Origin of the sequence: Cohnella herbarum, assembly GCF_012849095.1 — a bacterium.
Taxonomy (GTDB): Bacteria; Bacillota; Bacilli; order Paenibacillales; family Paenibacillaceae; genus Cohnella; species Cohnella herbarum.
This window is the reverse complement of record NZ_CP051680.1, coordinates 4446838-4470000: the sequence shown is the minus strand read 5'-3', so window position 1 is coordinate 4470000 and position 23163 is coordinate 4446838. Positions and strand designations below refer to the sequence as shown.

14 protein-coding genes, 12 tRNA genes and 2 rRNA genes (1 of these 28 only partly in view) are annotated in these 23163 nt (G+C 51.8%); 26 read left to right on the top strand and 2 right to left on the bottom strand.

Translation table 11 applies throughout. The features are described from left to right. From HH215_RS18975 to glmM, 21 genes are all read left to right on the top strand, one after another. Nucleotides 1-2296 (top strand): 23S ribosomal RNA (locus tag HH215_RS18975); it begins 634 nt to the left of the window's first position. A gap of 122 nt (nt 2297-2418) precedes the next feature. Further along, nucleotides 2419-2535 (top strand): 5S ribosomal RNA (gene rrf / locus HH215_RS18970). Between the two features lie 44 nt (nt 2536-2579). Further along, nucleotides 2580-2655, top strand: a tRNA-Thr gene (locus HH215_RS18965). A 17-nt stretch (nt 2656-2672) separates the two neighbouring features. Beyond that, nucleotides 2673-2747 (top strand) — tRNA-Glu (locus HH215_RS18960). A 6-nt stretch (nt 2748-2753) separates the two neighbouring features. Then, nucleotides 2754-2829, top strand: a tRNA-Val gene (locus HH215_RS18955). A 24-nt stretch (nt 2830-2853) separates the two neighbouring features. Next, nucleotides 2854-2927, top strand: a tRNA-Gln gene (locus tag HH215_RS18950). 6 nt (nt 2928-2933) lie between these two features. After that, a tRNA-Lys gene (locus HH215_RS18945) sits at nt 2934-3009 on the top strand. Between the two features lie 28 nt (nt 3010-3037). Then, nucleotides 3038-3120, top strand: a tRNA-Leu gene (locus HH215_RS18940). A 15-nt stretch (nt 3121-3135) separates the two neighbouring features. Further along, nucleotides 3136-3210 (top strand) — tRNA-Gly (locus tag HH215_RS18935). A 6-nt stretch (nt 3211-3216) separates the two neighbouring features. Next, nucleotides 3217-3293, top strand: a tRNA-Arg gene (locus HH215_RS18930). 24 nt (nt 3294-3317) lie between these two features. Then, a tRNA-Pro gene (locus HH215_RS18925) sits at nt 3318-3394 on the top strand. Nucleotides 3395-3408: 14 nt separating this feature from the next. Further along, a tRNA-Gly gene (locus HH215_RS18920) sits at nt 3409-3482 on the top strand. A 55-nt stretch (nt 3483-3537) separates the two neighbouring features. Continuing rightward, a tRNA-Pro gene (locus HH215_RS18915) sits at nt 3538-3614 on the top strand. A gap of 15 nt (nt 3615-3629) precedes the next feature. After that, nucleotides 3630-3703, top strand: a tRNA-Gly gene (locus tag HH215_RS18910). Nucleotides 3704-4255: 552 nt separating this feature from the next. Beyond that, complete coding sequence (gene ppc, locus HH215_RS18905; RefSeq protein WP_169281320.1) at nt 4256-7048, top strand: phosphoenolpyruvate carboxylase; 2793 nt, start codon at nt 4256-4258, stop codon at nt 7046-7048. A gap of 70 nt (nt 7049-7118) precedes the next feature. Beyond that, nucleotides 7119-8048 carry an EamA family transporter gene (locus tag HH215_RS18900; protein WP_169281319.1) on the top strand — a complete coding sequence of 310 codons (930 nt, stop codon included), beginning with the start codon at nt 7119-7121 and terminating at the stop codon, nt 8046-8048. 2 nt (nt 8049-8050) lie between these two features. Beyond that, on the top strand, nt 8051-8617 hold the full coding sequence (gene sigW, locus HH215_RS18895) for an RNA polymerase sigma factor SigW (protein ID WP_169281318.1): 567 nt from the start codon (nt 8051-8053) through the stop codon (nt 8615-8617). Nucleotides 8618-8710: 93 nt separating this feature from the next. Further along, on the top strand, nt 8711-9334 hold the full coding sequence (locus HH215_RS18890) for a zf-HC2 domain-containing protein (protein WP_254450148.1): 624 nt from the start codon (nt 8711-8713) through the stop codon (nt 9332-9334). 201 nt (nt 9335-9535) lie between these two features. Next, nucleotides 9536-10366 carry a diadenylate cyclase CdaA gene (cdaA, locus tag HH215_RS18885; RefSeq protein WP_169281317.1) on the top strand — a complete coding sequence of 277 codons (831 nt, stop codon included), beginning with the start codon at nt 9536-9538 and terminating at the stop codon, nt 10364-10366. Then, nucleotides 10359-11684: a CdaR family protein gene (locus tag HH215_RS18880; RefSeq protein WP_169281316.1), complete on the top strand. Its 1326-nt coding sequence runs from the start codon at nt 10359-10361 to the stop codon at nt 11682-11684. The genes cdaA and HH215_RS18880 overlap by 8 nt, the downstream gene beginning before the upstream one ends. 29 nt (nt 11685-11713) lie before the next feature. Next, the gene (glmM, locus tag HH215_RS18875) at nt 11714-13054 is read left to right on the top strand and encodes a phosphoglucosamine mutase (protein ID WP_169281315.1); all 1341 of its coding nucleotides are present in this window, start codon (nt 11714-11716) and stop codon (nt 13052-13054) included. Nucleotides 13055-13358: 304 nt separating this feature from the next. On the opposite strand, the gene HH215_RS18870 is transcribed toward glmM, so the two are convergent. Further along, nucleotides 13359-14288 (bottom strand): macrolide 2'-phosphotransferase, encoded by a 930-nt coding sequence (locus HH215_RS18870; RefSeq protein ID WP_169281314.1) that lies wholly within the window; start codon nt 14286-14288, stop codon nt 13359-13361. Between the two features lie 698 nt (nt 14289-14986). On the opposite strand from HH215_RS18870, the gene glmS reads away from it, so the two are divergent. Continuing rightward, complete coding sequence (glmS, locus tag HH215_RS18865; protein ID WP_169281313.1) at nt 14987-16819, top strand: glutamine--fructose-6-phosphate transaminase (isomerizing); 1833 nt, start codon at nt 14987-14989, stop codon at nt 16817-16819. 282 nt (nt 16820-17101) lie between these two features. Here glmS and HH215_RS18860 read toward each other — a convergent pair whose 3' ends face one another. Next, nucleotides 17102-18163, bottom strand: a complete 1062-nt coding sequence (locus tag HH215_RS18860) for a LacI family DNA-binding transcriptional regulator (protein ID WP_169281312.1) — start codon at nt 18161-18163, stop codon at nt 17102-17104. Between the two features lie 240 nt (nt 18164-18403). Between HH215_RS18860 and HH215_RS18855 the strand changes: the two genes are divergently transcribed. The 4 genes from HH215_RS18855 to glpK are packed head-to-tail and all read left to right on the top strand — an operon-like array spanning nt 18404 to nt 23155. After that, the gene (locus HH215_RS18855) at nt 18404-19837 is read left to right on the top strand and encodes an L-fucose/L-arabinose isomerase family protein (protein ID WP_169281311.1); all 1434 of its coding nucleotides are present in this window, start codon (nt 18404-18406) and stop codon (nt 19835-19837) included. Between the two features lie 19 nt (nt 19838-19856). Then, nucleotides 19857-20702: a transketolase gene (locus HH215_RS18850; protein ID WP_169281310.1), complete on the top strand. Its 846-nt coding sequence runs from the start codon at nt 19857-19859 to the stop codon at nt 20700-20702. 2 nt (nt 20703-20704) lie between these two features. Then, nucleotides 20705-21643, top strand: coding sequence for a transketolase family protein (locus HH215_RS18845; protein WP_169281309.1), 939 nt, complete (start codon nt 20705-20707; stop codon nt 21641-21643). Between the two features lie 12 nt (nt 21644-21655). Next, a complete protein-coding gene (gene glpK, locus HH215_RS18840) occupies nt 21656-23155 on the top strand; it encodes a glycerol kinase GlpK (protein ID WP_169281308.1) in 1500 nt (499 codons plus the stop codon). The last annotated feature ends 8 nt before the right edge of the window (nt 23156-23163 follow it).

The following is a 23163-nucleotide window of genomic DNA, read 5'->3' as shown; positions in this document are numbered from 1 at the left end:
CGTTCACGTGCAAGGTTAAGCTGATGAGGCGGAGCCGAAGGGAAACCGAGTCTGAATAGGGCGCCTAAGTACGTGGTCGTAGACCCGAAACCGTGTGATCTACCCCTGTGCAGGGTGAAGGTGAGGTAACACTCACTGGAGGCCCGAACTCGTGAGCGTTGAAAAGCTCTGGGATGACGTGGGGGTAGGGGAGAAATTCCAATCGAACTCGGAGATAGCTGGTTCTCCCCGAAATAGCTTTAGGGCTAGCCTCGAGGTTTAGCATCATGGAGGTAGAGCACTGATTGGGTGCGGGGCCCGCCAAGGGTTACCAAGTCCAGTCAAACTCCGAATGCCATGTATGTATACTCGGGAGTCAGACGGCGAGTGCTAAGATCCGTCGTCAAGAGGGAAAGAGCCCAGATCATCAGCTAAGGTCCCCAAGTGTGTGTTAAGTGGGAAAGGATGTGGAGTTGCGAAGACAACCAGGATGTTGGCTTAGAAGCAGCCACCATTTAAAGAGTGCGTAATAGCTCACTGGTCGAGTGACTCTGCGCCGAAAATGTAACGGGGCTAAACACACCACCGAAGCTATGGCAGACGCGCGCAAGCGCGCTTGGGTAGGGGAGCGTTGTATACGGGTTGAAGTCGTACCGGAAGGAACGGTGGACTGTATACAAGTGAGAATGCCGGTATGAGTAACGAAAAGACAGGTGAGAATCCTGTCCGCCGAAAGCCTAAGGGTTCCTGGGGTAGGTTCGTCCGCCCAGGGTAAGTCGGGACCTAACGCGAGGCCGAAAGGCGTAGTGGATGGACAACAGGTTGAAATTCCTGTACCACCGTAATCCGTTATGAGCAATGGGGGGACGCAGGAGGAGAACGACGCGAGCTGATGGAATAGCTCGTCCAAGCAGTAAGAGGTGTGTGTAGGCAAATCCGCACACTGTAACCTCAAGCTGTGATGGGGAGGGAAAATCATAGTACCGAAGGTCATGTACCCACGCTGCCAAGAAAAGCCTCTAGCCAGGAGAAGGTGCCCGTACCGCAAACCGACACAGGTGGGCGAGATGAGAATTCTAAGGCGCGCGGAAGAACTCTCGTTAAGGAACTCGGCAAAATGACCCCGTAACTTCGGGAGAAGGGGTGCCCCGGTAGTGTGAATAGCACGAGGGGGCCGCAGTGAAGAGGCCCAAGCGACTGTTTAGCAAAAACACAGGTCTGTGCGAAGCCGTAAGGCGAAGTATACGGGCTGACGCCTGCCCGGTGCTGGAAGGTTAAGAGGAGTGGTTAGGGGCAACCCGAAGCTATGAATTGAAGCCCCAGTAAACGGCGGCCGTAACTATAACGGTCCTAAGGTAGCGAAATTCCTTGTCAGGTAAATTCTGACCCGCACGAATGGCGTAACGACTTGGGCGCTGTCTCAACGAGAGATCCGGTGAAATTTTAGTACCTGTGAAGATGCAGGTTACCCGCGACGTGACGGAAAGACCCCATGGAGCTTTACTGTAGCTTGATATTGAACTTTGGTACGGTCTGTACAGGATAGGTGGGAGCCTATGAAGCAGGAGCGCAAGCTTCTGTGGAGGCGCCGTTGGGATACCACCCTGATCGTATCGGAGTTCTAACCTACTACCGTTAACCGGTAGAGGGACCGTGTCAGGCGGACAGTTTGACTGGGGCGGTCGCCTCCTAAAAAGTAACGGAGGCGCTCTAAGGTTCCCTCAGCGCGGTTGGAAATCGCGCGCAGAGTGCAAAGGCATAAGGGAGCTTGACTGCGAGACCTACAAGTCGAGCAGGGACGAAAGTCGGACTTAGTGATCCGGTGGTACCGAATGGAAGGGCCATCGCTCAACGGATAAAAGCTACCCTGGGGATAACAGGCTTATCTCCCCCAAGAGTCCACATCGACGGGGAGGTTTGGCACCTCGATGTCGGCTCATCGCATCCTGGGGCTGAAGTAGGTCCCAAGGGTTGGGCTGTTCGCCCATTAAAGCGGTACGCGAGCTGGGTTCAGAACGTCGTGAGACAGTTCGGTCCCTATCTGTCGCGGGCGTAGGAAATTTGAGAGGGGCTGTCCTTAGTACGAGAGGACCGGGATGGACGCACCGCTGGTGTACCAGTTGTTCCGCCAGGAGCACCGCTGGGTAGCCAAGTGCGGAAGGGATAAGCGCTGAAAGCATCTAAGCGCGAAGCCTGCCTCAAGATGAGATTTCCCAATTCGTAAGACCCCTGGAAGAACACCAGGTTGATAGGCTCGGGGTGGAAGCGCAGCAATGTGTGGAGCTGACGGGTACTAATCGGTCGAGGGCTTATCCTAAACGAACTCGTGCGACTTTAGTCGTCACGAATGATGCTAGCAAGACAATGATACTCACCTTCTTCTGACCGCTTTACTTCGCATCCAGTTTTCAAGGCGCAAGCCTTGAGTTTAAGATCCGGTCTGGTAATAATGGCGGAGGGGTTCCACGCGTACCCATCCCGAACACGACCGTTAAGCCCTCCAGCGCCAATGGTACTTGGACCGCAGGGTCCTGGGAGAGTAGGACGTTGCCAGGCCGGAAGCTTTAATCTCTATCGCTGTGTATAGGTATAGGGACCATGCTCTCATAGCTCAGTAGGTAGAGTGCATCCATGGTAAGGATGAGGTCACCGGTTCGATCCCGGTTGAGAGCTCCAGATCCAATACCATTCACGGCCCCTTGGTCAAGTGGTTAAGACACCTCCCTTTCACGGAGGTAACAGGGGTTCGAATCCCCTAGGGGTCACCATCATACGGAGGCTTAGCTCAGCTGGGAGAGCATCTGCCTTACAAGCAGAGGGTCGGCGGTTCGATCCCGTCAGCCTCCACCATAATCTTTAAGATTGGCTTACCGTTGGGGATTAGCCAAGCGGTAAGGCAACGGACTTTGACTCCGTCATCCAAGGTTCGAATCCTTGATCCCCAGCCATTTTTTGAGCCATTAGCTCAGCTGGTAGAGCACCTGACTTTTAATCAGGGTGTCGAAGGTTCGAGTCCTTCATGGCTCACCATTTTCACAAATGGTACAATTGTTATTATGCGCGTATGGCGGAATTGGCAGACGCACCAGACTTAGGATCTGGCGGGCGACCGTGGGGGTTCAAGTCCCTCTACGCGCACCATTATTACCACAGGTTGCGGAAATAGCTCAGTGGTAGAGCATCTCGTTGCCAACGAGAAGGTCGCGGGTTCGAGCCCCGTTTTCCGCTCCAAGATTTGCGCCCTTAGCTCAGCTGGATAGAGCGTTTGACTACGAATCAAAAGGCCGGGAGTTCGAATCTCTCAGGGCGCGCCATTTTTACAACAACATACTTACTGTCGGGACGTAGCTCAGCTTGGTAGAGCACCTGGTTTGGGACCAGGGGGTCGCATGTTCGAATCGTGTCGTCCCGACCATCTTTTTACACCGTGCGGGTGTAGTTCAATGGTAGAACTTCAGCCTTCCAAGCTGATAGCGTGGGTTCGATTCCCATCACCCGCTCCATATTTTTATTTCTTAAGCCTTAGGGCTTTTTTTTAAGGGATTTACTTCATACTGTCGGGACGTAGCTCAGCTTGGTAGAGCACCTGGTTTGGGACCAGGGGGTCGCATGTTCGAATCGTGTCGTCCCGACCACCTATTGTACCGCACGCGGGTGTAGTTCAATGGTAGAACTTCAGCCTTCCAAGCTGATAGCGTGGGTTCGATTCCCATCACCCGCTCCATATGAATATACTTCCCGGATGGGAAACGAACTCAGAAATAGGGTTCGACCGTCCGTGAATACAACTTGAATGATCTAATCAGGACGCGCGTCAACATCTACCTCCACTCGTTCCCGAATGGGAACATTTTAATCAGAGATGTTGAGTATTCCCATCACCCGCTCCATATGACGAATGCTTTAAGCTCTCGAAGAGGGCTTTTTTTGTTATATTTCGGAAAAAATGAAAAAAGAGTCCCGGTAGTCTTACCCGAGGACTCTTTCATATGCTGCTTATTCCCGTTCCATCTTAACCGCAGTGGCCAACGTAAGAATGACCAAGTACTCTTTAAGAGGTAAGGTTTTTCTTTTCATTGCGACTCACTCCTTCATTAAGATTATGGCCGACGAATAATGATATTAAAGGATTTACATATTACTTACACCATTTTCCAGTCGTTGAAACCTAAGAATTATGAACAAATGATGAAGAAAAAGAAGATTTTCGACGTCTGTTGTAGTATCATAGTAAGAAGGGTTTTTTTGATGAAATGCAACGTTTGGAGTGAAAGAGATGTCGGAATTGGCTACGGGTCAACGTTCTCCGTCCAATCATCTGCTGCGTAGAGATGTGCGCTTTCTAGGTAATATTCTTGGCGAAGTGCTCGTGCATCAGGGTGGTCGGGAACTGCTAGAACATGTTGAGAAGATACGGGAAATGAGCAAAGCTCTAAGAGCCGAGTATTTGCCGGAATTGTACGACGGATTTATTAACACCGTTAAAACTCTAGAACCGGAAATCAGGCATCAAGTTATTCGCGCATTCGCAATTTACTTTCAATTGGTCAATATCGCCGAGCAGAATCACCGCATCCGCCGCAAACGCGATTACGAGCGTTCGACAGGGGAAGCGGTACAGCCCGGTTCGATCGAGAGCGTCATTCAGGATCTGAAGGAAAAGAAGCTCGAGGTGGACGAAGTTCGGAACATGCTCACCGATATTTCGCTTGAGCTAGTCATGACTGCGCATCCGACCGAAGCTACCCGTCGGGACGTGCTCGATATTCATAAACGTATCGCGGATGAGGTTATGGAATTGGATAATCCGAATCTAACCTATCGCGAACGGGAGAAATTACGCGAGAAGTTGCTCAACGAGGTCCTTACGCTATGGCAAACCGATGAGTTGCGCGACCGTAAACCTACCGTATTGGATGAAGTGCGTAACGGGATGTATTTCTTCCATGAAACGTTATTCGAAGTTCTTCCCGATGTCTACGAAGAGTTGGAACGCTGCCTCGAGAAGTATTATCCGGAAGTTTCTTGGCACGTGCCTACTTATTTGCGATTCGGATCATGGATCGGCGGGGATCGCGACGGCAATCCGTCCGTAACCGCGGAAGTGACCTGGAAGACGCTGCATATGCAGCGGAACCTCGTTATCTATAAGTACGAGAATATCATTCGCGAGCTAAGCCGCCAGTTAAGCTTCAGCACGACGATCGTTAACGTAACGGACGAGTTGCTCGGGTCCATTCGCGAAGATAACGCTAACGTTGAGCTTCGCACGGTAGAGGCTTGGACGAACGACAAAGAACCTTACCGGGTCAAGCTAAGATATATGCTTCAGAAGCTGAAGAACATGAGGGAAGACGAGTTCAAAGGCACCAAGCAACGGTACAATACGGTTGCCGATCTGATCTCGGATATCCAGATTCTAGACAGAAGCTTGCGTCATCACTTCGCCGACTTCGTCGCGAATTCGTATCTGAAGAAGTTTGTTCGCCAAGTGGAACTGTTCGGCTTCCATCTCGCGGCTTTGGACGTGCGTCAGCATAGTAAAGAGCACGAGAACGCCATGACGGAGCTCTTGTCGAAAGCGGGAGTTACGAGTAACTACGCCGAGCTGAACGAGCAGGACAAAATCAGCCTGTTGAACGGACTGCTTGAGAGCGATGGTTCGATCTGGAACGATAAGATCGAGTTGAGCGATTCCAGTAAAGAGTGTCTGGACGTTTACCATACGATCTATAAAGCGCAACAAGAATTCGGAAATGGTTGCATCACGAGTTACCTGATCAGTATGTCGGAAGCGGCAAGCGATATTCTTGAAGTTATGGTATTCGCTAAGGAAGCGGGATTATTCCGCCGCGACGAGAACGGCAAGATCGTGAGCACGCTTCAAGCCGCGCCGTTATTCGAGACTATCGACGACTTGCATGAAGCTCCGGCGATTATGGAAACCCTGTTCAAGTTGCCGATTTACCGCGAATGCTTGACGGCTATGGGAGACTTGCACGAGATTATGCTCGGTTACTCCGATAGCAATAAAGACGGCGGCATGGTTACGGCCAACTGGGAACTGCGCGTAGCGCTGAACGACTTGACCCAGACGGCTAAAGCGCACGGCGTTCGCTTGAAGTTCTTTCATGGCCGCGGAGGCGCGCTTGGCCGCGGAGGAATGCCGCTTAATCGCAGCATCCTGGCTCAACCGCCTCACACGATCGGCGGCGGCATCAAGATTACGGAGCAAGGCGAAGTGTTGTCTTCCCGTTACTCGATGAAGGGAATTGCCTATCGCAGCTTGGAGCAAGCAACCGGCGCTCTGATCACGGGTGCGTATTTATCCCAGTACTCCGAGCATAAGAGTTCGATCGAGACCCAATGGGAAGAGATCATGCGCGGCATTTCCATAGACGCGCAGACCAAGTATCAGGATCTTATTTTCCGCGATCCGGACTTCATGACCTTCTTCAAGGAATCGACGCCGCTTCCGGAAGTCGGAGAGCTCAACATCGGTTCACGTCCTTCGAAAAGGAAAGGAAGCGATCGTTTCGAAGACTTGCGCGCGATTCCGTGGGTATTCGCATGGACGCAAAGCCGCTACTTGTTACCGGCATGGTACGCAGCGGGTACGGCCTTCCAAACGTACGTGAACGGCGATGTAGAACGTCTAGAAACGCTTCGCACGATGTATCGCGAGTATTCGTTCTTCCGTTCCTTGCTTGATAATCTCCAGATGGCGCTTGGCAAAGCGGATCTCATGATCGCCCGCCAATACGCGGGGATGATCGAGGACGGCACGATCAAAGACCGGATCTTCACTCAGATCGAAGAAGAGTACGCGAAGACGACGGAAATGATTCTGACGATTACGGGACAAGAGGATATTCTCGATAACGTTCCCGTCATCCAGGAATCGATCCGGCTTCGCAATCCGTACGTCGATCCGTTAAGCTATATGCAAGTTCAATTATTAACCGAATTGCGCGCCTTGCGTTCTCAGAACGGAGACGACGCGGAACTCCTCCGCGAAGTATTGTTAACGATCAACGGCATTGCTGCGGGTCTCCGCAATACGGGCTGATTATAAAGGAACGAAGAAGGGCCCGGGTTAAGTCCCCGGGCCCTTCGTGCTCAAGGAAGCAGGTCAAACCATGAACGGAACGAAAAAGCCGATCTTAGCCATAGTACTCGTGCTGGTCGGCGCGGCAAGCTATGGATTATTGTCGGCGGTGTTCAAGTTGGCCATAGCCGATGGTTGGGGCGTTAATCAACTCACTTTCCAACAAGTATTCTCCGGAGCGGTATTGTTGTGGCTTGCGCTTGGCGTCGCGAGACTGCGCGGAAGCAAGCTTGTGCTGGCGGGTAATTGGAAAGCTTGGATAATGCTGATAGCTACCGGAGTCATCGGGTTGTCGCTTACTACCGTTTTGTACAACGAGTGCTTGTCGCGTTTGGACGCTTCTTTGGGGATTGTCTTGCTTTTTCAGTTTACGTGGATTACGATTCTGCTAGAAAGTATTCGCAAACGTCAATGGCCCACGCGCCAAGAATGGATCGCCGTCCTGTGTATTGCTATCGGAACGGTGTTAGCCGTTGGAGTTCTGCAGGACGATTTCGGTAAAATAGATGGATGGGGCGTCGTGTTCGGTCTATTGTCGGCCGTCGCATATAGCTTGTTTTTCTTCCTCTCCGGATTTCTCCCCCAGCAAATGGATCCGATCGGGAAATCGACGATCATGTCTACGGCATCGCTCCTATTCGTGATTTTGCTCCAAACGCCAGGTACTATTGCCGAAAGCTTCGATGTATCGTTGATGGGCTGGGGGCTATTGCTCGGCTTCCTTGGGACTGCGTTTCCTTTTTTCTGTTTTAATTACGGAATACCCAAGGTAGGCAGCGGATTAGCGGCATTGCTCGGCTCGATGGAACTTCCGGCTGCCGTACTCGCTGCTTCCGTCCTTCTAGGCGAACCGCTGACAATAGGGCAAGGGGCGGGAATCATACTGATCATAGCGGGAATCATGGCCGCACAACAAAAGTCTCCGGGGCTTGTCACAGTCGGAAAGGAAGGTGAGTCGTAACTTTGAAGCCAGTTGAAACGCGGCTGGCGCGTTTAGCCCGGAAAGGGGATCAACGCGCGTTCGCGGAGATCGTGGATCTATATAAGGACAAGCTGTTTCACCTCGCATACCGAATGACGAATAACCGGCAAGAGGCCGAGGACGTCGTACAGGAAACATTCTTAAGGGTGTACAAGAATCTGGATCGATACGACGAGAATCAGAAATTTTCCACTTGGATTTATAGGATTGCCACGAATTTATGCATAGACCGACTTAGGAAAAGGAAAGCGATCTATTCCTTGGATGCGGAATCGTCCGAGCACGAAGGGTTGGACGGCTATGCCATGCTGCCGAGCGATGATCGAACGCCGGAAAGCGAGCTGCTGCTCTCCGAGACGCAGAGGCTTATTCACGAAGCGATTTCGACATTGCCCGTAAAGTATAAATCCGTGATGATTTTGCGATACCTGCAAGATCTATCCCTGCAGGAAATATCGGACGTGCTTGAGATGCCGGTAACGACGGTAAAAACGCGAGTCCATCGCGGACGAGAGTTTCTACGGAAGAAACTGGAGCACAAGCTGTAGCAATTTCATTGAAATAAGTGAAACCGTGTTGCTTAGCTGCACGTACAGTATAGAAGCATCGATAGTGGGGTTTGATCTCCGCAGAGGAAAGGGATGGCTGATATGAAGTGCAACGTCGCCGTCGTGTATATGCATGATCACCTGGATGGGGACCTGGCACGCGAGGAAATGAAGCAGTTGCAACAGCATCTGAGCGAATGCCCGTCGTGCTATACTCGTTATGAATCATTAGAGCGCACCGATGCGCTTGTAAGAGCTTTACCTATAGAGAAGGCGCCGGACGATCTGAGCGCTCGGATTATGAAGTCGCTGCCTAGCCGGAGACGCCCAGCGGCTTGGACTTCGTGGGTACGAAGACATCCGGCGGTGTCGGCCGCCGCGATATTCATGGTCGTCATGTTGTCCAGCTTCGTGTCTATGTGGAATCAGAGTCAAGAGTTCTCCGTCTCCGGTCCGGATCTGGAGCATGTCATCATCGAAGGCAAGAACGTAATCGTACCGGAAGGCCAGAAGGTGTCCGGGAATTTAACGGTCGTTAATGGGGACGTACAGGTACTCGGCGATCTGGATGGCAATCTAACGGTCATTGACGGACACCTCACTCCACTGGCATCGACGGCGCATATCGCCGGCGAGATTAAGACGATCGATCGTGCCGTAGACTGGTTCTGGTACAAGGTAAGTTCATTTTTTGGAACGTTGGCCTATGGTTCCTGACTCTAATCGACAGCGATTGACACGCCGAGTTATGCGCTCCGGATTGAACGAAAGAACCTCTCTGGAACAATGGAGAGGTTTTTTTGTGTAAATGACAGGATTTCTGGGCAACAGTAGAGAAAGATAATAAGAAAGAAACAATAAACTTTTCCGACAATATTCGTCGCAACTAAATCCAGCGCCGGGACGGGGGGTCGCGTCTTGGAGTATTTTGCCGGGCTGACACTAAAAAACTCCATTAAAGATATCATCGATGTGCTCATCGTGAGCTACATCATCTACGTACTCATCAAGATGGTGAGGGGCACCCGGGCGGTTCAATTGCTGAGGGGCATTTTCCTGCTTGTCATCACATGGGCATTGAGCACATGGCTGAATTTGTATACGCTGAAATGGCTTATGAATCAGATGTTCACCTTCGGCGTCGTTACGGTTCTGATTATTTTTCAGCCTGAGCTTAGGAAAGCTCTCGAGCAGCTCGGACGAGGCAAGCTGTTCACCCGTTCCTCCCCGGAGGAACAGGATACGAGACATCAGATCAACGAGGTCATTAAGTCGGTTAATTATTTAGCGCGCCGAAAAATAGGGGCGTTAATCGTCTTCGAACGAAACACGGGATTGAACGATTATATCGAGTCGGGAATCAAGATGGAATCAAGGCTGAGCTCGGAGCTTCTTAGCAACGTGTTTATCCCGAACACGCCCCTGCATGACGGGGCGGTTATTATCCGCGCCAATCAGATCATGGCGGCGGGCTGTTACTTGCCGTTGTCCGAGAACCCTTTTATCAGCAAGGAATTGGGAACGCGGCATCGTGCGGCAATCGGCATCACCGAAGTATGCGATGCGATTACGGTTACCGTCTCCGAGGAAACGGGGCAAGTCTCGCTAGCCATTAACGGGCAGATCGTTCGCGATATTAAGGAAGAGTCGCTGATCTCCAAGCTTTTCGAAGAGCTGCGTCCGCAGTTCAAGGGGAAGAGTACGGATTGGGCTTTCTGGAAACGGAAAGAAGGTGGCAACCGTGGATAAATGGTTGAATAATCCGACTGCAGCCAAACTAATCGCTCTCGCCGTTGCGATCCTCATGTGGGCGGTCGTGCATTTCGATCCGGACGAATCGACGCCGAACAACGTGTCTTCTTTGTACGATACGAAGGTGATCGAAGGGGTTACCATTCAGCCTTACGGGCTGGATGAAAGAAATTACGTTCTGATCGGCATGGAGCCGTTGAAGGTCAATTTAACGGTCAAGGGATCGAAGAGCGACTTGAAGACGGCGCAGTCGAAGGATTACCGCTTGCGCGTCGATTTAAGAACCGTAGGCGAAGGAGAGCATACACTGCAGTTGGAAGAGAATTTGCCTAGAGGAATTACTCTCGTATCGATGTCTCCGACATCGGTGTTGGTGAAGATAGAAGCGCTCCAGACGAAGGAATTCGAGGTCGATGTTCAGACCAAGGGGAATCCCGCGAAAGGCTACAAGGTTGGTACTCCGATTATCAAGCCGAGCAACCGGGTTCATGTCACGTTGCCTAAGAGCCAACTGACGAATGTCGTTAGCGTCGGAGCAACGATCGAGATCGACGGAGAAAAAGAAACGATTAAGAATAAGAGCGTCAAGTTGGCGGCATACGACGAAAGCGGCAAAGTCATCGAAGAAGCCGTGATCGAGCCGGCCGTATTGGAAGTGGAAGTGCCGATCACAAATCCGTTCAAGACGGTTCCGTTGCAGTTCAAATTAATCGGGCATATGCCCGCGGGTTTAAGTATTTCTTCGTTCAAACCGGAAGTGGAGCAGGTGACGTTATACGGCCCGCAGGATGCGTTGGACAAGATCGAGTTCCTTGAGGTCGAAGTACAATTAGACAGCTTGAGGAATTCGGGCAAAGTGTCCGTACCGCTCAAGATCGTGGCGCCGATCATCGAGATTTCGCCGGCGGAAGTCAGCATCAATATCGAGGTGTTGTTGTCCACGACGAGAACCCTTGAGGGTCTTACGATCTCTCTAAGCGGATTGGGCGAAGGACTGTTAGCAACGATAACCGATCCTTCGACGGGCAGGGCGGATATCACCATTCAAGGAGCTCCTGCGATATTGGATCGCTTGAGTCCGGGCGACGTGGATGTAATCGCCGATCTCAGCGGTCGCGGACCGGGCATCTATACCGTACCGCTGATCGTTAGTCTTGAGCGGTTCATGGAGCAAGCGGGCGGTACGAAAAGCATTACGGTCGAGATTAAGGATGAAGCGGCGGCAACGGCAACGACAACGGACGGCGAAGAAGCCGTCGGCGGCAACATCGTAGAGGAAGACGACGAGCAGACTCAGGAACCTGTGCCGCAGTAGATCAGAATGAAGGGGTAGAATAGAAGATTATGGGGAAATATTTCGGAACGGACGGCGTGCGCGGAGTCGCGAATCAGGAATTAACGCCGGAATTGGCTTATCGAATCGGACGTTGCGGCGGAGTCGTATTGGCAGGTAAGGCAGAACGTCCTAAAGTGCTAATCGGAAGCGATACCCGAATCTCGGGACCGATGCTCGAAAGCGCGTTAACGGCAGGATTATTATCCATCGGTGCGGACGTTATCAGATTAGGCGTCGTAAGCACGCCGGCGGTTGCATACTTAACCCGGATTATGGGAGCGGACGCGGGAGTCATGATCTCCGCTTCGCACAATCCGGTTGCGGATAACGGGATTAAGTTTTTCGGCGGGGACGGCTTTAAGCTATTGGACGAGACGGAAGCGGAGATCGAGCGCTTAATGGATGCGGAGGAAGATACTTTACCGCGTCCGGTCGGCGGCGGCATTGGATCGGTGACGACGGATCTTGGCGCTAAGTCGCGTTATCTTGAATATTTGCAAACGACGGTAGGACACTCTTTCGCGGGCGTTAAGCTTGTGCTTGATTGCGCCAACGGCTCGGCCTACGAGTTGGCGCCGGAAGTATTTCGGGCACTTGGCGCCGAGGTTATCGCGTATGGAGCGGAGCCTAACGGTTTGAATATTAACGAGGGAGTCGGATCTACGCATCCGGAGATGCTCGCGGCTAAAGTAAAGGAACATGGAGCCGATCTTGGCCTGGCATTCGACGGCGACGCGGATCGACTGATCGCGATCGACGAGGACGGCGAAGAGGTGGACGGCGACTACATCCTCTGCATTTGCGGAGATGCGATGCGCAAGTCCGGACAATTGGCGCACGATACCGTCGTGACGACGGTCATGGCGAACATCGGGTTCTTCAAAGCGGCGGAGACGCTCGGCTTACGCACGGCGAAGACGGCGGTCGGCGATCGTTACGTGATGGAAGAGATGGTTAACGGGGGCTACAACCTCGGCGGCGAGCAATCCGGTCATGTCATCTTCCTGGATCATAGCACGACGGGAGACGGCATTCTAACGGGGCTTCAGCTAGTCGATACGATCGTCGGATCGGGTCGCAAGCTGGGCGAGCTGAAACGAATGATGCGGAAATATCCGCAGGTGTTAGTGAACGTACGGGTAGCCGATAAATCCCGCTATCCGGGTAACGAGGCGATAGCGGAAGCGGTTGCGGCGGCGGAGACCGCGCTAGGCGATAACGGGCGTGTCTTGGTGCGGCCGTCCGGCACGGAAGCGTTAATCCGCGTTATGGCCGAAGGGCCGGAGCGGGAAGAGATCGAGCGCCATGTGGCGGCGATCGTCGACGTGGTGAAGGCGGAGCTGGTGTAGCCTGAGCTGTAATTGGGCGTAGCGGTGCCGTGTGAGCAGTATGGCGGCTGATAACGTTACGACATCACTCTATTCGGACTCAGTGCGTTCGGTTTTTTACCAATAACGTTACAGAATCACTCTATTACTTTAAGGAAAGCCAATATTGGTGGTGATGAGCGAGTATAGCGCTATGGCATCACTTTATTGTGGCTGAGCTGCATTTACATGGGTGTAATAACGTTATGGCAACACTCTATATTGGAATCTAATCGCATTAAACAAGCTCCCGTTCCTGAGAACAGGAGCTTTGTTTGTGTGACTCTTATGAAGGGAGCTCTTCCCCGAATTCGTTCACTCCGAGGGAGTGCCGAGCCATAGCGAGATAATCTTCCAATCCGGATTTCATTGCAAAGCTGGCGATGAGAACGGGGTATGCGGCCAGCATCTCGACAATATGCTCGCGCATCCGTGGCCACACCTGACCTCCGGCCTTCTCATATTGCTCAAGTAACTTCTCCAAACCAGACTCTCCGAATGCCGCGCAGTAGATCGTGAAGTCGGAAGCGGGATCGGCGACCTCCGCTTCGGTCCAATCGAGTAACCCGGTTACCCGGCCATCGGAATCGATGACGATATGACCGGGATGAAGATCGCCATGGATCAGGGAGGAATGCGGAGGCCAGTAGCTGTCATCGGCTAACCAAGCTTGCCAACGTTGCCAGAGGGCTTCCGCTACTCCGAAGATTCTTTTGATTTCATACATCTTGTCGGTTAGATCGCGGCGTACTTCTTTTGGCTGGTTGACCCTCGCTCCGGCTTCGCGTGCGGTCTCGTGATCTATTTCATGCAGAGCAGCCATTGCCCTTGCCAGCGTCTCAATGAAGACCTCTGGAGGCGATTGCGGGTCGATCACCCAATCGTAATTACTCGTCTTGGGATTAATGGTGGCTGCGGGGGTACCGTTCAGTCGCGGGTAAGCGATTAATTCCGGCGTGCAGATTCGCCAATCGGGAACGGCTACCGGCAGTCGCTCCTGAATAAGCTTAAGCACGTTCTTCTCATATACCGCCGATGCGACAACATCTGGCCGTCTGGGTTCACGGATCACCCAAGCATCCCCGTTGTCCGTTTGGCCGAATACCGCGAGAAAATCGAGCCCGGATTCATTAATCTCGGCGTTAGTCGACGAGATATTCAGGTCATGCTGCCGAGCGAGTTCTAATATACGTTCAATTCGAGCGTTCGTAGTCATAGATACACCTCTCCAATTTGATCAAGGTCACTGTAATGCGTCAGAAATAAACTCCGTCCTCTACGGTCTTTTTTCGCGAAAGCCACCCACACTATAACATCCGAACCCGCTTGCATCAATCGAACCGAGAACGGAAGGGGGAAAATAAGAAAAATGTCATTTCCGAGGAAATAATGACGGAAAGGTTGCAAGACAATTTCAAAACGAATAAGATAAGGGATAGATTCCGGAACAGAAGGGCAGGGTAGTGGAGAAATAGCAAGAAAAGCGCCAGAACTTGTTGAATCCTGGGAGAACGGGGAAGGGCAAAGATCAGGGACGGGAAAGCTGATCCGAGCGTCAAACTTCAGCGTGTCGACCATGCAGGGGGCAAGTTGACGAGGTGGAGGTGTTCGAAATATTCGGCGGGGACCTTCCGGCTTATCATCGGAGCCGACAATCGGAATTCAAAACGCAGCGGGCAACCGGGCGTACAAAGATCCGATACGATGAGGTAACTAGGAACATTAAGTAAGAACCAATAGAGATGTCCAGCGGCTGTAACCAGTCGCGAGAGGGGCATGACGTGGGAAGTTCGGGTAGGGAGCGAACCCTTATTTGAACATTATTATTTTACGGCTTATGCCGCTCAATATCGGCTTGGTTGCGGTGTCTCTGGAAAAATAACCTGAGAAACCAAAACGGAGGCTTATATAAATATGTGCGGAATCGTTGGATATATCGGATTTAGGGAATCACAGCCGATCTTGATCGAAGGGCTTAAGAAGTTGGAATACCGGGGTTACGATTCGGCGGGCATCGCCGTTCAGACGGAGCAAGGCTTGGAAGTCACGAAGACGGTCGGTCGGCTTGTGAACTTGGAAAATCGCTTGAGCGGTGATCCGCTGCGCGGAACGGTCGGAATCGGACATACGCGCTGGGCGACTCACGGTAAACCATCGGACGTGAATTCTCATCCTCATACGGACAATACGTTGAAATTTTCCGTCGTTCATAACGGGATTATCGAGAACTACTTGGAGCTTAAGGAAGAGCTCGTGCAAGCCGGTCATAAATTCCTGTCCGAGACGGATACGGAAATCATTTCCCATCTGATCTCGGTCGAGTATGACGGGGACATCGTAAAGGCGGTACAGCGTGCCGTTAAAAAAATGCGCGGAGCTTTCGCGCTCGGCGTGTTGACGGAGCACGAACCGGATCGGCTAGTTGCGGTACGTTACGCGAGTCCGCTCATTATCGGCGTCGGCGAAGGCGAGAAATATATCGCTTCGGACATTCCGGCGATTCTGGAGCATACGCGCGACATCTATATTCTGAACGACGGCGAGATGGCCGTTCTGACGCGCGATGGCGTGGAGCTGCTTACGATTGAAGGAAATTTCATTTCGAAGGAAATTTTCCATGTCGATTGGGATTTGATGACCGCGGAGAAGGCGGGCTACGATCACTTTATGTTGAAGGAAATCCACGAGCAGCCTAAAGCGTATCGCGACACGATGCTCGGTCGCATTAGCGAGGATGGCCGTTCGGTTGAATTGCCTGAGCTTAAGATGACAGCCGAACAGTTGAAAGGGATCAATCGCGTACACATCGTAGCTTGCGGAACGGCGCTACATGCGGGACTTGTCGGGAAAAACGTGATCGAGTCGCTCGTTCGGATTCCGGTCGAGACGGATGTCGCTTCCGAGTATCGTTATCGTTCGCCGATTATTACGCCGGATACATTAGTTATCGTGGTAAGCCAGTCGGGGGAAACTGCGGATACGTTAGCCGCGTTGCGCGAAGCGCAACGTTGCGGAGCTCGAGTGCTCGCCATCACGAACGTAGTCGGTAGCTCCGTCGCTCGTGAAGCCGATGACGTAATTATCACGTTGGCGGGACCTGAGATTGCCGTTGCTTCTACGAAGGCTTACTCGTCACAGCTTATTGCTTTTTTCCTGTTGGGATTGTATTGGGCGCAAACGGTTGGCCGGAAGGACGAAGCCGAAGTGGCGAATGTGCTGGCCGCGATGCAGGCATTGCCTGAACAGGTGGAGAAAATCCTCGCGCAATCGGAAGTCATCAAGCAAGTCGCGGAATCGATCTCCCACCACAGCAGCCTGTTCTTCATCGGTCGAGGCGTCGATTACGCAGTGGCGATGGAAGGCTCGCTGAAGCTGAAAGAAATCTCGTATATCCACTCCGAGGCTTACGCGGCAGGTGAACTGAAGCACGGAACTTTGGCGCTGATCGAAGAGGGTACTCCGGTGATCGCGCTTCTGACGCAAGAGGATCTATACGAGAAGATGCTTAGCAACATTAAAGAAACGAAAGCGCGCGGCGCGGATGTTCTCGGAATCGTCAATGAAGGGCGCGAGGAGGAAGTGGCGAAGTCGGTTGATCGCCAGTTTGCGATTCCCCGCACGTTGCCGTTGCTGACTCCGGCGTTGTCGGTAATTCCGCTGCAACTGCTGTCGTATTATGCCTCGCTAGCGCTTGGGCATGATGTTGATAAGCCTAGGAACTTGGCTAAGAGTGTTACGGTGGAGTAGGGGCGGTTAAGTGTTGGGTGATAAATATTGACTTACAATTAAGTTTTGAAGTTGACAATAAAGATTTGAAATAACAAACATATTTTTGGAATGACAAATAAAAGGTTGAAGGAACATTGAGGGTACCCGGTATTCATCCTGGGTACTTTTTTATTTGGATAAAAAGACGGAAGGGCTATCGTACGCAGGTACGACAGCCCTTCCGTCTTTTCAGGATTAATCCAGAAACTCAATGGAAGACCTCGTTATTCGTTATTCGTCAGTCTATCGGACGATTGCAGATCATCTATTCGTCAAACTTACAGCCTGTGCAGGTGACCTTGAGGAAAGTCTCTCGATAAAGTGCGTATCCACCATGATCTTAGATGTCACAGCAGAGTCCGATTCAATGGACTCCATGAGGATGTCAACCGCTAAGTGAGCCATGCGCTCTTTCTCTACATGGACGGTCGTAAGTTCGGGCGAGACGATCTGAGCTTCGGTGATGTTATCAAAGCCGACAACGGAGACGTCCTCCGGTACTCGATATCCGAGCTCGTTTAACGATTTGATAGCGCTAATCGCGATATAATCGCATTCGCAGAATAAGGCGGTTGGTAAAGGCAAACCTTTGTCCAAATACGCGGAGAGCTGTTTCTTCAAGGCATCCTGGGAAGACAAGATCGTAGGGGCGACGGAAAATACAGTTTCCCCGGCCAATTCTACGCCGGATTCTCGTAGCGCCTGAACGAATCCGATCCGTCGGTCGTCGAAATTCCGGATACGAATATCCGATGCGATGTAGCCGATGTCTCGGTGGCCGAGTCTACACAAGTGCGTACCGGCCTGATATCCTCCCATCACGTTATTGATTTGAATGAAAGGGATTGGAAGCATCTCTAAACAGGTGTCCAGAACGACCAGCGGAGTACTCAAGCCGCTTGTGACCTGCCCCAGGAGATCTTTGTTTAAATTTGTTCCGAGAAGAATAACGCCGTCGCTGCGTCTATCATCAGCAATCAAACGAATTTCATCTTGAAATTTCGACATGTCTACGGAGCTGAAGAGCAGCGAATAGCCGTGAGCCCTGCAACGTTCCTCAATATATTGAATCAGCTCTCGGAAGAACGGCTGCTGATAATACTGCTCCAGTACGATACCTGAGTTGGTGAAAACAAGAAATGTAAACGAACCGGCCTGCGGATCGCGCGGGGCGGTTTTTGTTTTGGGTTGGTAACCGTGCTCGTTGGCGATTTGGAGAATACGTTCCCGGGTTTCGGGTCCGATTCCGGGTTTCCCGTTGAGTGTCAAGGAAACGGCTGCCTTGGAAACCCCCGCCAGCCTAGCAATGTCGTCAATTCTCAATTGGATTCCCTCTATCCTTTTGTTAAGTAAGTTTAGTGTACAATCCAAACGGTTTAGATGCAACAAGTATTGATTGTTTACTAAATTTAGTTCGATTTAAATAAAATATTCGACTAAAAACAACTAAATATCGTTGACCATCTATGATTTAGATGATAAATTGAATGCGTAGTCATTAAACACGTAAATTTGTTTAGTTTAGTTTAGTTAAGTTAAGTTAAGTTAAGGGAGAGGGCATAAATGAAAAAATTCAAGTTAGGTTACGCGCCAACGCGCCGTTTCGTATTCAGCGCGGAAGATGCCTTCCGTTACAAAGTGCTGATCAAGGAGAAGATCGAGAGCTTCGGGATGGATATCGACATCGTCGACTTGGAGGGACTTAACCATGAAGGTCTACTATACGACGATCACATCAATGCGGATCAGATCGCGGACCGATTCCGACAAGAAAATGTTGATGCCGTCTTTTTCCCGCACTGTAATTTTGGCACGGAGGATACGGTAGCTCGCGTAGGCAAAGCATTAGGCAAGCCTGTGCTTCTCTGGGGGCCGCGCGACGAGGCACCGTTGGAGGATGGTATGCGCCTTCGCGATACGCAATGCGGCCTGTTCGCGACCGGGAAGGTACTACGGCGCTTTAACGTTCCTTTTACCTATGTCACGAACAGCCGCGTGAATGATCCCGTATTCGAAAGAGGATTCACCAACTTCATTGCGGCCGCGAATGTCGTCCGTAAATTCCGCAGCCTTCGCATCCTGCAAATCGGACCGCGGCCGGCTTCCTTCTTGACCATGATGTGCAATGAAGGAGAGCTCCTCGAGCGGTTCGGCATCGAAATCCATCCGATCACGCTAGTGGATATCCAACGCGCTTCCCAGCGCATCGAGAAAGGCAACAGTTCGGAGCTAGCCGAGGCGATTGATTACATCAAGGCAAAGCTGGACTGGTCGGAAGTGACTGAAGCGGACGTTAGGCGTATCGCGGCGCTGAAAGTCGCGATGAAGCAATACGCCCTAAGCACGGGCAGCACCGCGATCGCAATCCAATGCTGGTCTTCCCTCCAGGATGCCATGGGCATCATGCCTTGCTTGGCCAATGCCATCTTGACCGACGAGCAGATCCCGGTCACATGCGAAACGGACATTCACGGAGCGATAACTTCGGTCATGGTGCAGGCGGCTACGATGAATCAGCATCCGACCTTCTTCGCCGACCTGACGGTCCGCCATCCGGAGAATCCGAACGGAGAGCTGCTGTTCCACTGCGGCAATTTCCCGGTATCCTTGTCGGTCGAAGACAAACCGAAGCTACGCAAGCATTTTTTGTTCGATGACCATGCTCCGGGAACGCATGAAGGGGAAATAAAAGGCGGAGATATGACGCTGGCTCGCTTCGATGGCGACCACGGAGAATATCAGCTTTTCCTCGGCAAGGCACGAGGTATTCAGGGGCCTTACACCCGTGGATCATATGTATGGGTCGAAGTGAATGACTGGCCGCTGTGGGAAGAAAAACTGGTCAAGGGACCTTATGTCCATCATTCCGTAGGCATCCACGCGAACGCCATTCCTGCGCTATACGAAGCTTGTCAGTATATTCCGGGACTTACTCCCGATCCAGTCGATCCGACCGAAAAGCAGATTCAGGCATGGTTGCGTGGCGCTGGATTGTAATTAAAGGAGGCATTTATCAATGGATATTATTGAACTCAAGGCGAAAGCCGCTGAAATACGAATGGCTCTGCTTAAGATGATCCATAATGCCAAAACTGGCCACACGGGGGGATCGCTGAGCAATACCGATATCTTAACCGCTCTTTATTATAGGGTCATGAAAATCGATCCAACCCGTCCCAAATGGGAAGATCGTGACCGCTTTATTGCCAGTAAGGGCCATTCGGTAGAATCGCTCTGGTGCATCCTTGCCAACCTGGGATTTTTCCCAGAAGAAGAGTTGAAAACCTTCAGCCAGTACGGTACTAGGCTAATCGGTCACCCGAATAACAAAGTTCCCGGCATCGAGATGAACACAGGCGCTCTAGGCCATGGACTAGCTATATCTGTCGGAATGGCGCTCGCGGGTAAAAGAGACGGAAAAGGCTACCGTGTATATTGCTTAATGGGGGACGGCGAACAAGCTGAGGGCTCAGTTTGGGAAGCCGCGATGGCAGGGGCGCATTATAAACTTGAAAATCTCGTTGCAATCATAGACCGCAACCGGCTGCAGATCAGCGGCTCGACTGAGGAAGTAATGGGCCTGGAGCCACTCGAAGAGAAGTGGGCTGCATTCGGTTGGAATGTCGTTTCCATCGACGGCAACGATATGGACGCTCTCGTACGTACATTCGAGTCGGTTCCGACAGTGTCGGGCAAACCGACTTTGTTTATGGCAAATACCGTTAAGGGAAAAGGTGTTTCTTTCGCAGAGAACGTCGCGCATTGGCATCATCACGTACCGAACGACGAGCAGTTGGAACTGGCGTTGGCGGAGTTGTCGGCAGCGCTCGAACGTTATAAGCAGGAAGGACAGGTGCAATAAACATGGCGAATTCGATTCCGAACCGGCAAGTCATTTGCGATACGTTGCTGGAGCTTTCCAAAGGAGATCGCAATATCATGGTGTTGGCCAGCGATTCTAGCGGATCGGCTGCTATGGCTCCGTTTGCCAAAGCGTATCCGGATCAGTTCGTTGAGGTCGGTATCGCAGAGCAGAACATTGTCGGCATTGCCGCAGGACTCGCTCACAGCGGCAAGAAGCCATTCGTAACGTCGCCAGCCTGCTTCCTCAGCATGCGAAGCATTGAGCAAATCAAAGTAGACGTAGCTTATTCGGCTACTAACGTTAAATTGGTCGGGATCAGCGGCGGTGTTAGCTACGGTGCGCTGGGGATGTCGCATCATTCCGTCCAGGATATCGCAGTAGCCCGCGCCATTCCAGGACTAGCCGTGGTTCTACCTGCCGACCGGCACGAGACGAAGAAGATGACGGAGGCGCTTGTCCAGTATGAAGGCGGTGTATATGTACGCATCGGGCGTAACCCTGTCGAGGATTCATACGAATCCGAGAACTACGAGTTTGTACTCGGCAAAGCGGTCACGATGCGGGAAGGTCGTGACATCACAATTATTGCCGTAGGAGAAACGGTTCGAGTCGCGCTGGATGCGGAAGCTGCGCTGAAGGAAGCTGGCGTATCTTGCCGTGTCCTCAACATGCATACGATCAAGCCTCTGGACAAAGAGGCGATTCTTAAGGCGGCCGAGGAGACCGGATATATCATCACGGTCGAAGAACATAGCATTCATGGAGGGCTGGGCGCTGCGGTTGCGGAAGTCATTGTTCAACAACGGCCGGTGCCGATGCGGATTTTAGGAATTCCGGATGAACCTGCTATTGCCGGCAAAACGTCCGAGGTGTTCGATCATTACGGGATCAGTGCAGCCAACATCACGAAGATCGCCCTGGAAATGCTGAGTAGATAAGGATGGCCTCTTATGCGAAATTATATATTGGCGATCGACCAGAGCACGGCCGGTACGAAGGCATTGCTCGTCGACTACGCTGGGCAAGTCGTTGCAAAGTGCAGCGCCGAACATAAGCAAATCTATCCAAAACCGGGCTGGGTAGAACACGACCCGCTCGAAATTTATGACAACGTCAAACGCACGATCCGGGAAGTATTAACACTGGCGGGGATAACGCCCGCTAGCCTAGCCGCCATGACGATTACGAATCAACGTGAAACGGCCATGATGTGGGACAGTACGACCGGTAAGCCAATCTGTCACGCGATTGTATGGCAATGCCAACGGACTGCTGATAAATGCGCGTTCTTGCAAGAAGCTGGTCATGGACAGGTCGTGAGGTCTGCAACAGGCTTAATGCTGGATCCGTATTTCTCAGCCTCCAAATGGGAATGGATGCTCGAGAATGTCGAAAGCGCTAAAGTACTTTTAGCGCAAGGAAAGCTACTGGCCGGCACAATGGACAGTTGGCTCATATGGAAGCTAACGGGTGGACGAGTGCACGCGACCGACTTCACGAACGCGAGTCGCACTTCTCTTTTCAATATTCATTCCTTACAGTGGGACGAAGACATGTGTCGTCTGTTTGGAGTCCCAGCTAGCCTCCTTCCAGAAGTTCGGTCGTCCGACGACGTCTTCGGGTATACAGGAGATTCGGATCTGTTCACGGACCGAATTCCGATATCGGGTATCATCGGGGATTCTCAGGCGGCCTTGTTCGGACAGATGTGCCTGGAAACCGGAATGGCGAAAGCGACTTACGGAACGGGAACTTCGGTGCTCATGAATACGGGGGAAAAACCAGCTACGTCGGATAGCGGTCTAGTGACTGCCGTCGCTTGGGCAAGAGGAGGCAAGGTAACGTATGCTCTTGAAGCCGTCATTCGTAGTTCCGGCGACAGTATTAAATGGGTACGAGACAATCTGGGGCTGTTCAATTCGTTTCAGGAATTGGATGCCATTCTAAGGCAGACGAAGGACAATGAAGGCGTTTATCTTGTGCCTGCATTCGTTGGATTAGGCGCCCCGTACTGGGATCCTTACGCGAGAGCCGCAATAACGGGCATGAATCGATCAACGGGTAAAGCTCACATTGTTCGCGCGGCGGTCGAGAGCATCGCCTACCAAGTGCGCGACGCTGCCGACATGATGGAGCGAGAGACGGGAATCCCCATGACGAAGCTTCACGCGGACGGCGGAGCATCCAGCAATCGGCTGCTGATGCAGTTTCAGGCCGATATGCTTAATCATCCCGTGTCGAAATCCGAGATCGATGAGTTGTCGGCGATGGGATCCGTGTACATGGGGGGACTTGGCGTCAGCTTTTGGCGCTCGATCGAGGATATCCGAAGTCAAATGAAAACTGGTACTCTGTATGAGCCTTCGATGGAACCCGCAGTGAGAGAAAAGTTATATTTCGGATGGCAGCGCGCCGCGGCTTCAGTTCTAAATGACCGTTCGTCATTATGAAAGCAATC

What these genes read in the sequence shown, in the direction of transcription:
- HH215_RS18850 (WP_169281310.1), top strand. Translation starts at nt 19,857, where the DNA reads ATGGATATTATTGAACTCAAGGCGAAAGCCGCTGAAATACGAATGGCT.
- HH215_RS18855 (WP_169281311.1), top strand. Translation starts at nt 18,404, where the DNA reads ATGAAAAAATTCAAGTTAGGTTACGCGCCAACGCGCCGTTTCGTATTC.
- glmM (WP_169281315.1), top strand. Translation starts at nt 11,714, where the DNA reads ATGGGGAAATATTTCGGAACGGACGGCGTGCGCGGAGTCGCGAATCAG.
- glmS (WP_169281313.1), top strand. Translation starts at nt 14,987, where the DNA reads ATGTGCGGAATCGTTGGATATATCGGATTTAGGGAATCACAGCCGATC.
- HH215_RS18890 (WP_254450148.1), top strand. Translation starts at nt 8,711, where the DNA reads ATGGCTGATATGAAGTGCAACGTCGCCGTCGTGTATATGCATGATCAC.
- ppc (WP_169281320.1), top strand. Translation starts at nt 4,256, where the DNA reads ATGTCGGAATTGGCTACGGGTCAACGTTCTCCGTCCAATCATCTGCTG.
- HH215_RS18870 (WP_169281314.1), bottom strand. Translation starts at nt 14,288, where the DNA reads ATGACTACGAACGCTCGAATTGAACGTATATTAGAACTCGCTCGGCAG.
- HH215_RS18845 (WP_169281309.1), top strand. Translation starts at nt 20,705, where the DNA reads ATGGCGAATTCGATTCCGAACCGGCAAGTCATTTGCGATACGTTGCTG.
- HH215_RS18900 (WP_169281319.1), top strand. Translation starts at nt 7,119, where the DNA reads ATGAACGGAACGAAAAAGCCGATCTTAGCCATAGTACTCGTGCTGGTC.
- glpK (WP_169281308.1), top strand. Translation starts at nt 21,656, where the DNA reads ATGCGAAATTATATATTGGCGATCGACCAGAGCACGGCCGGTACGAAG.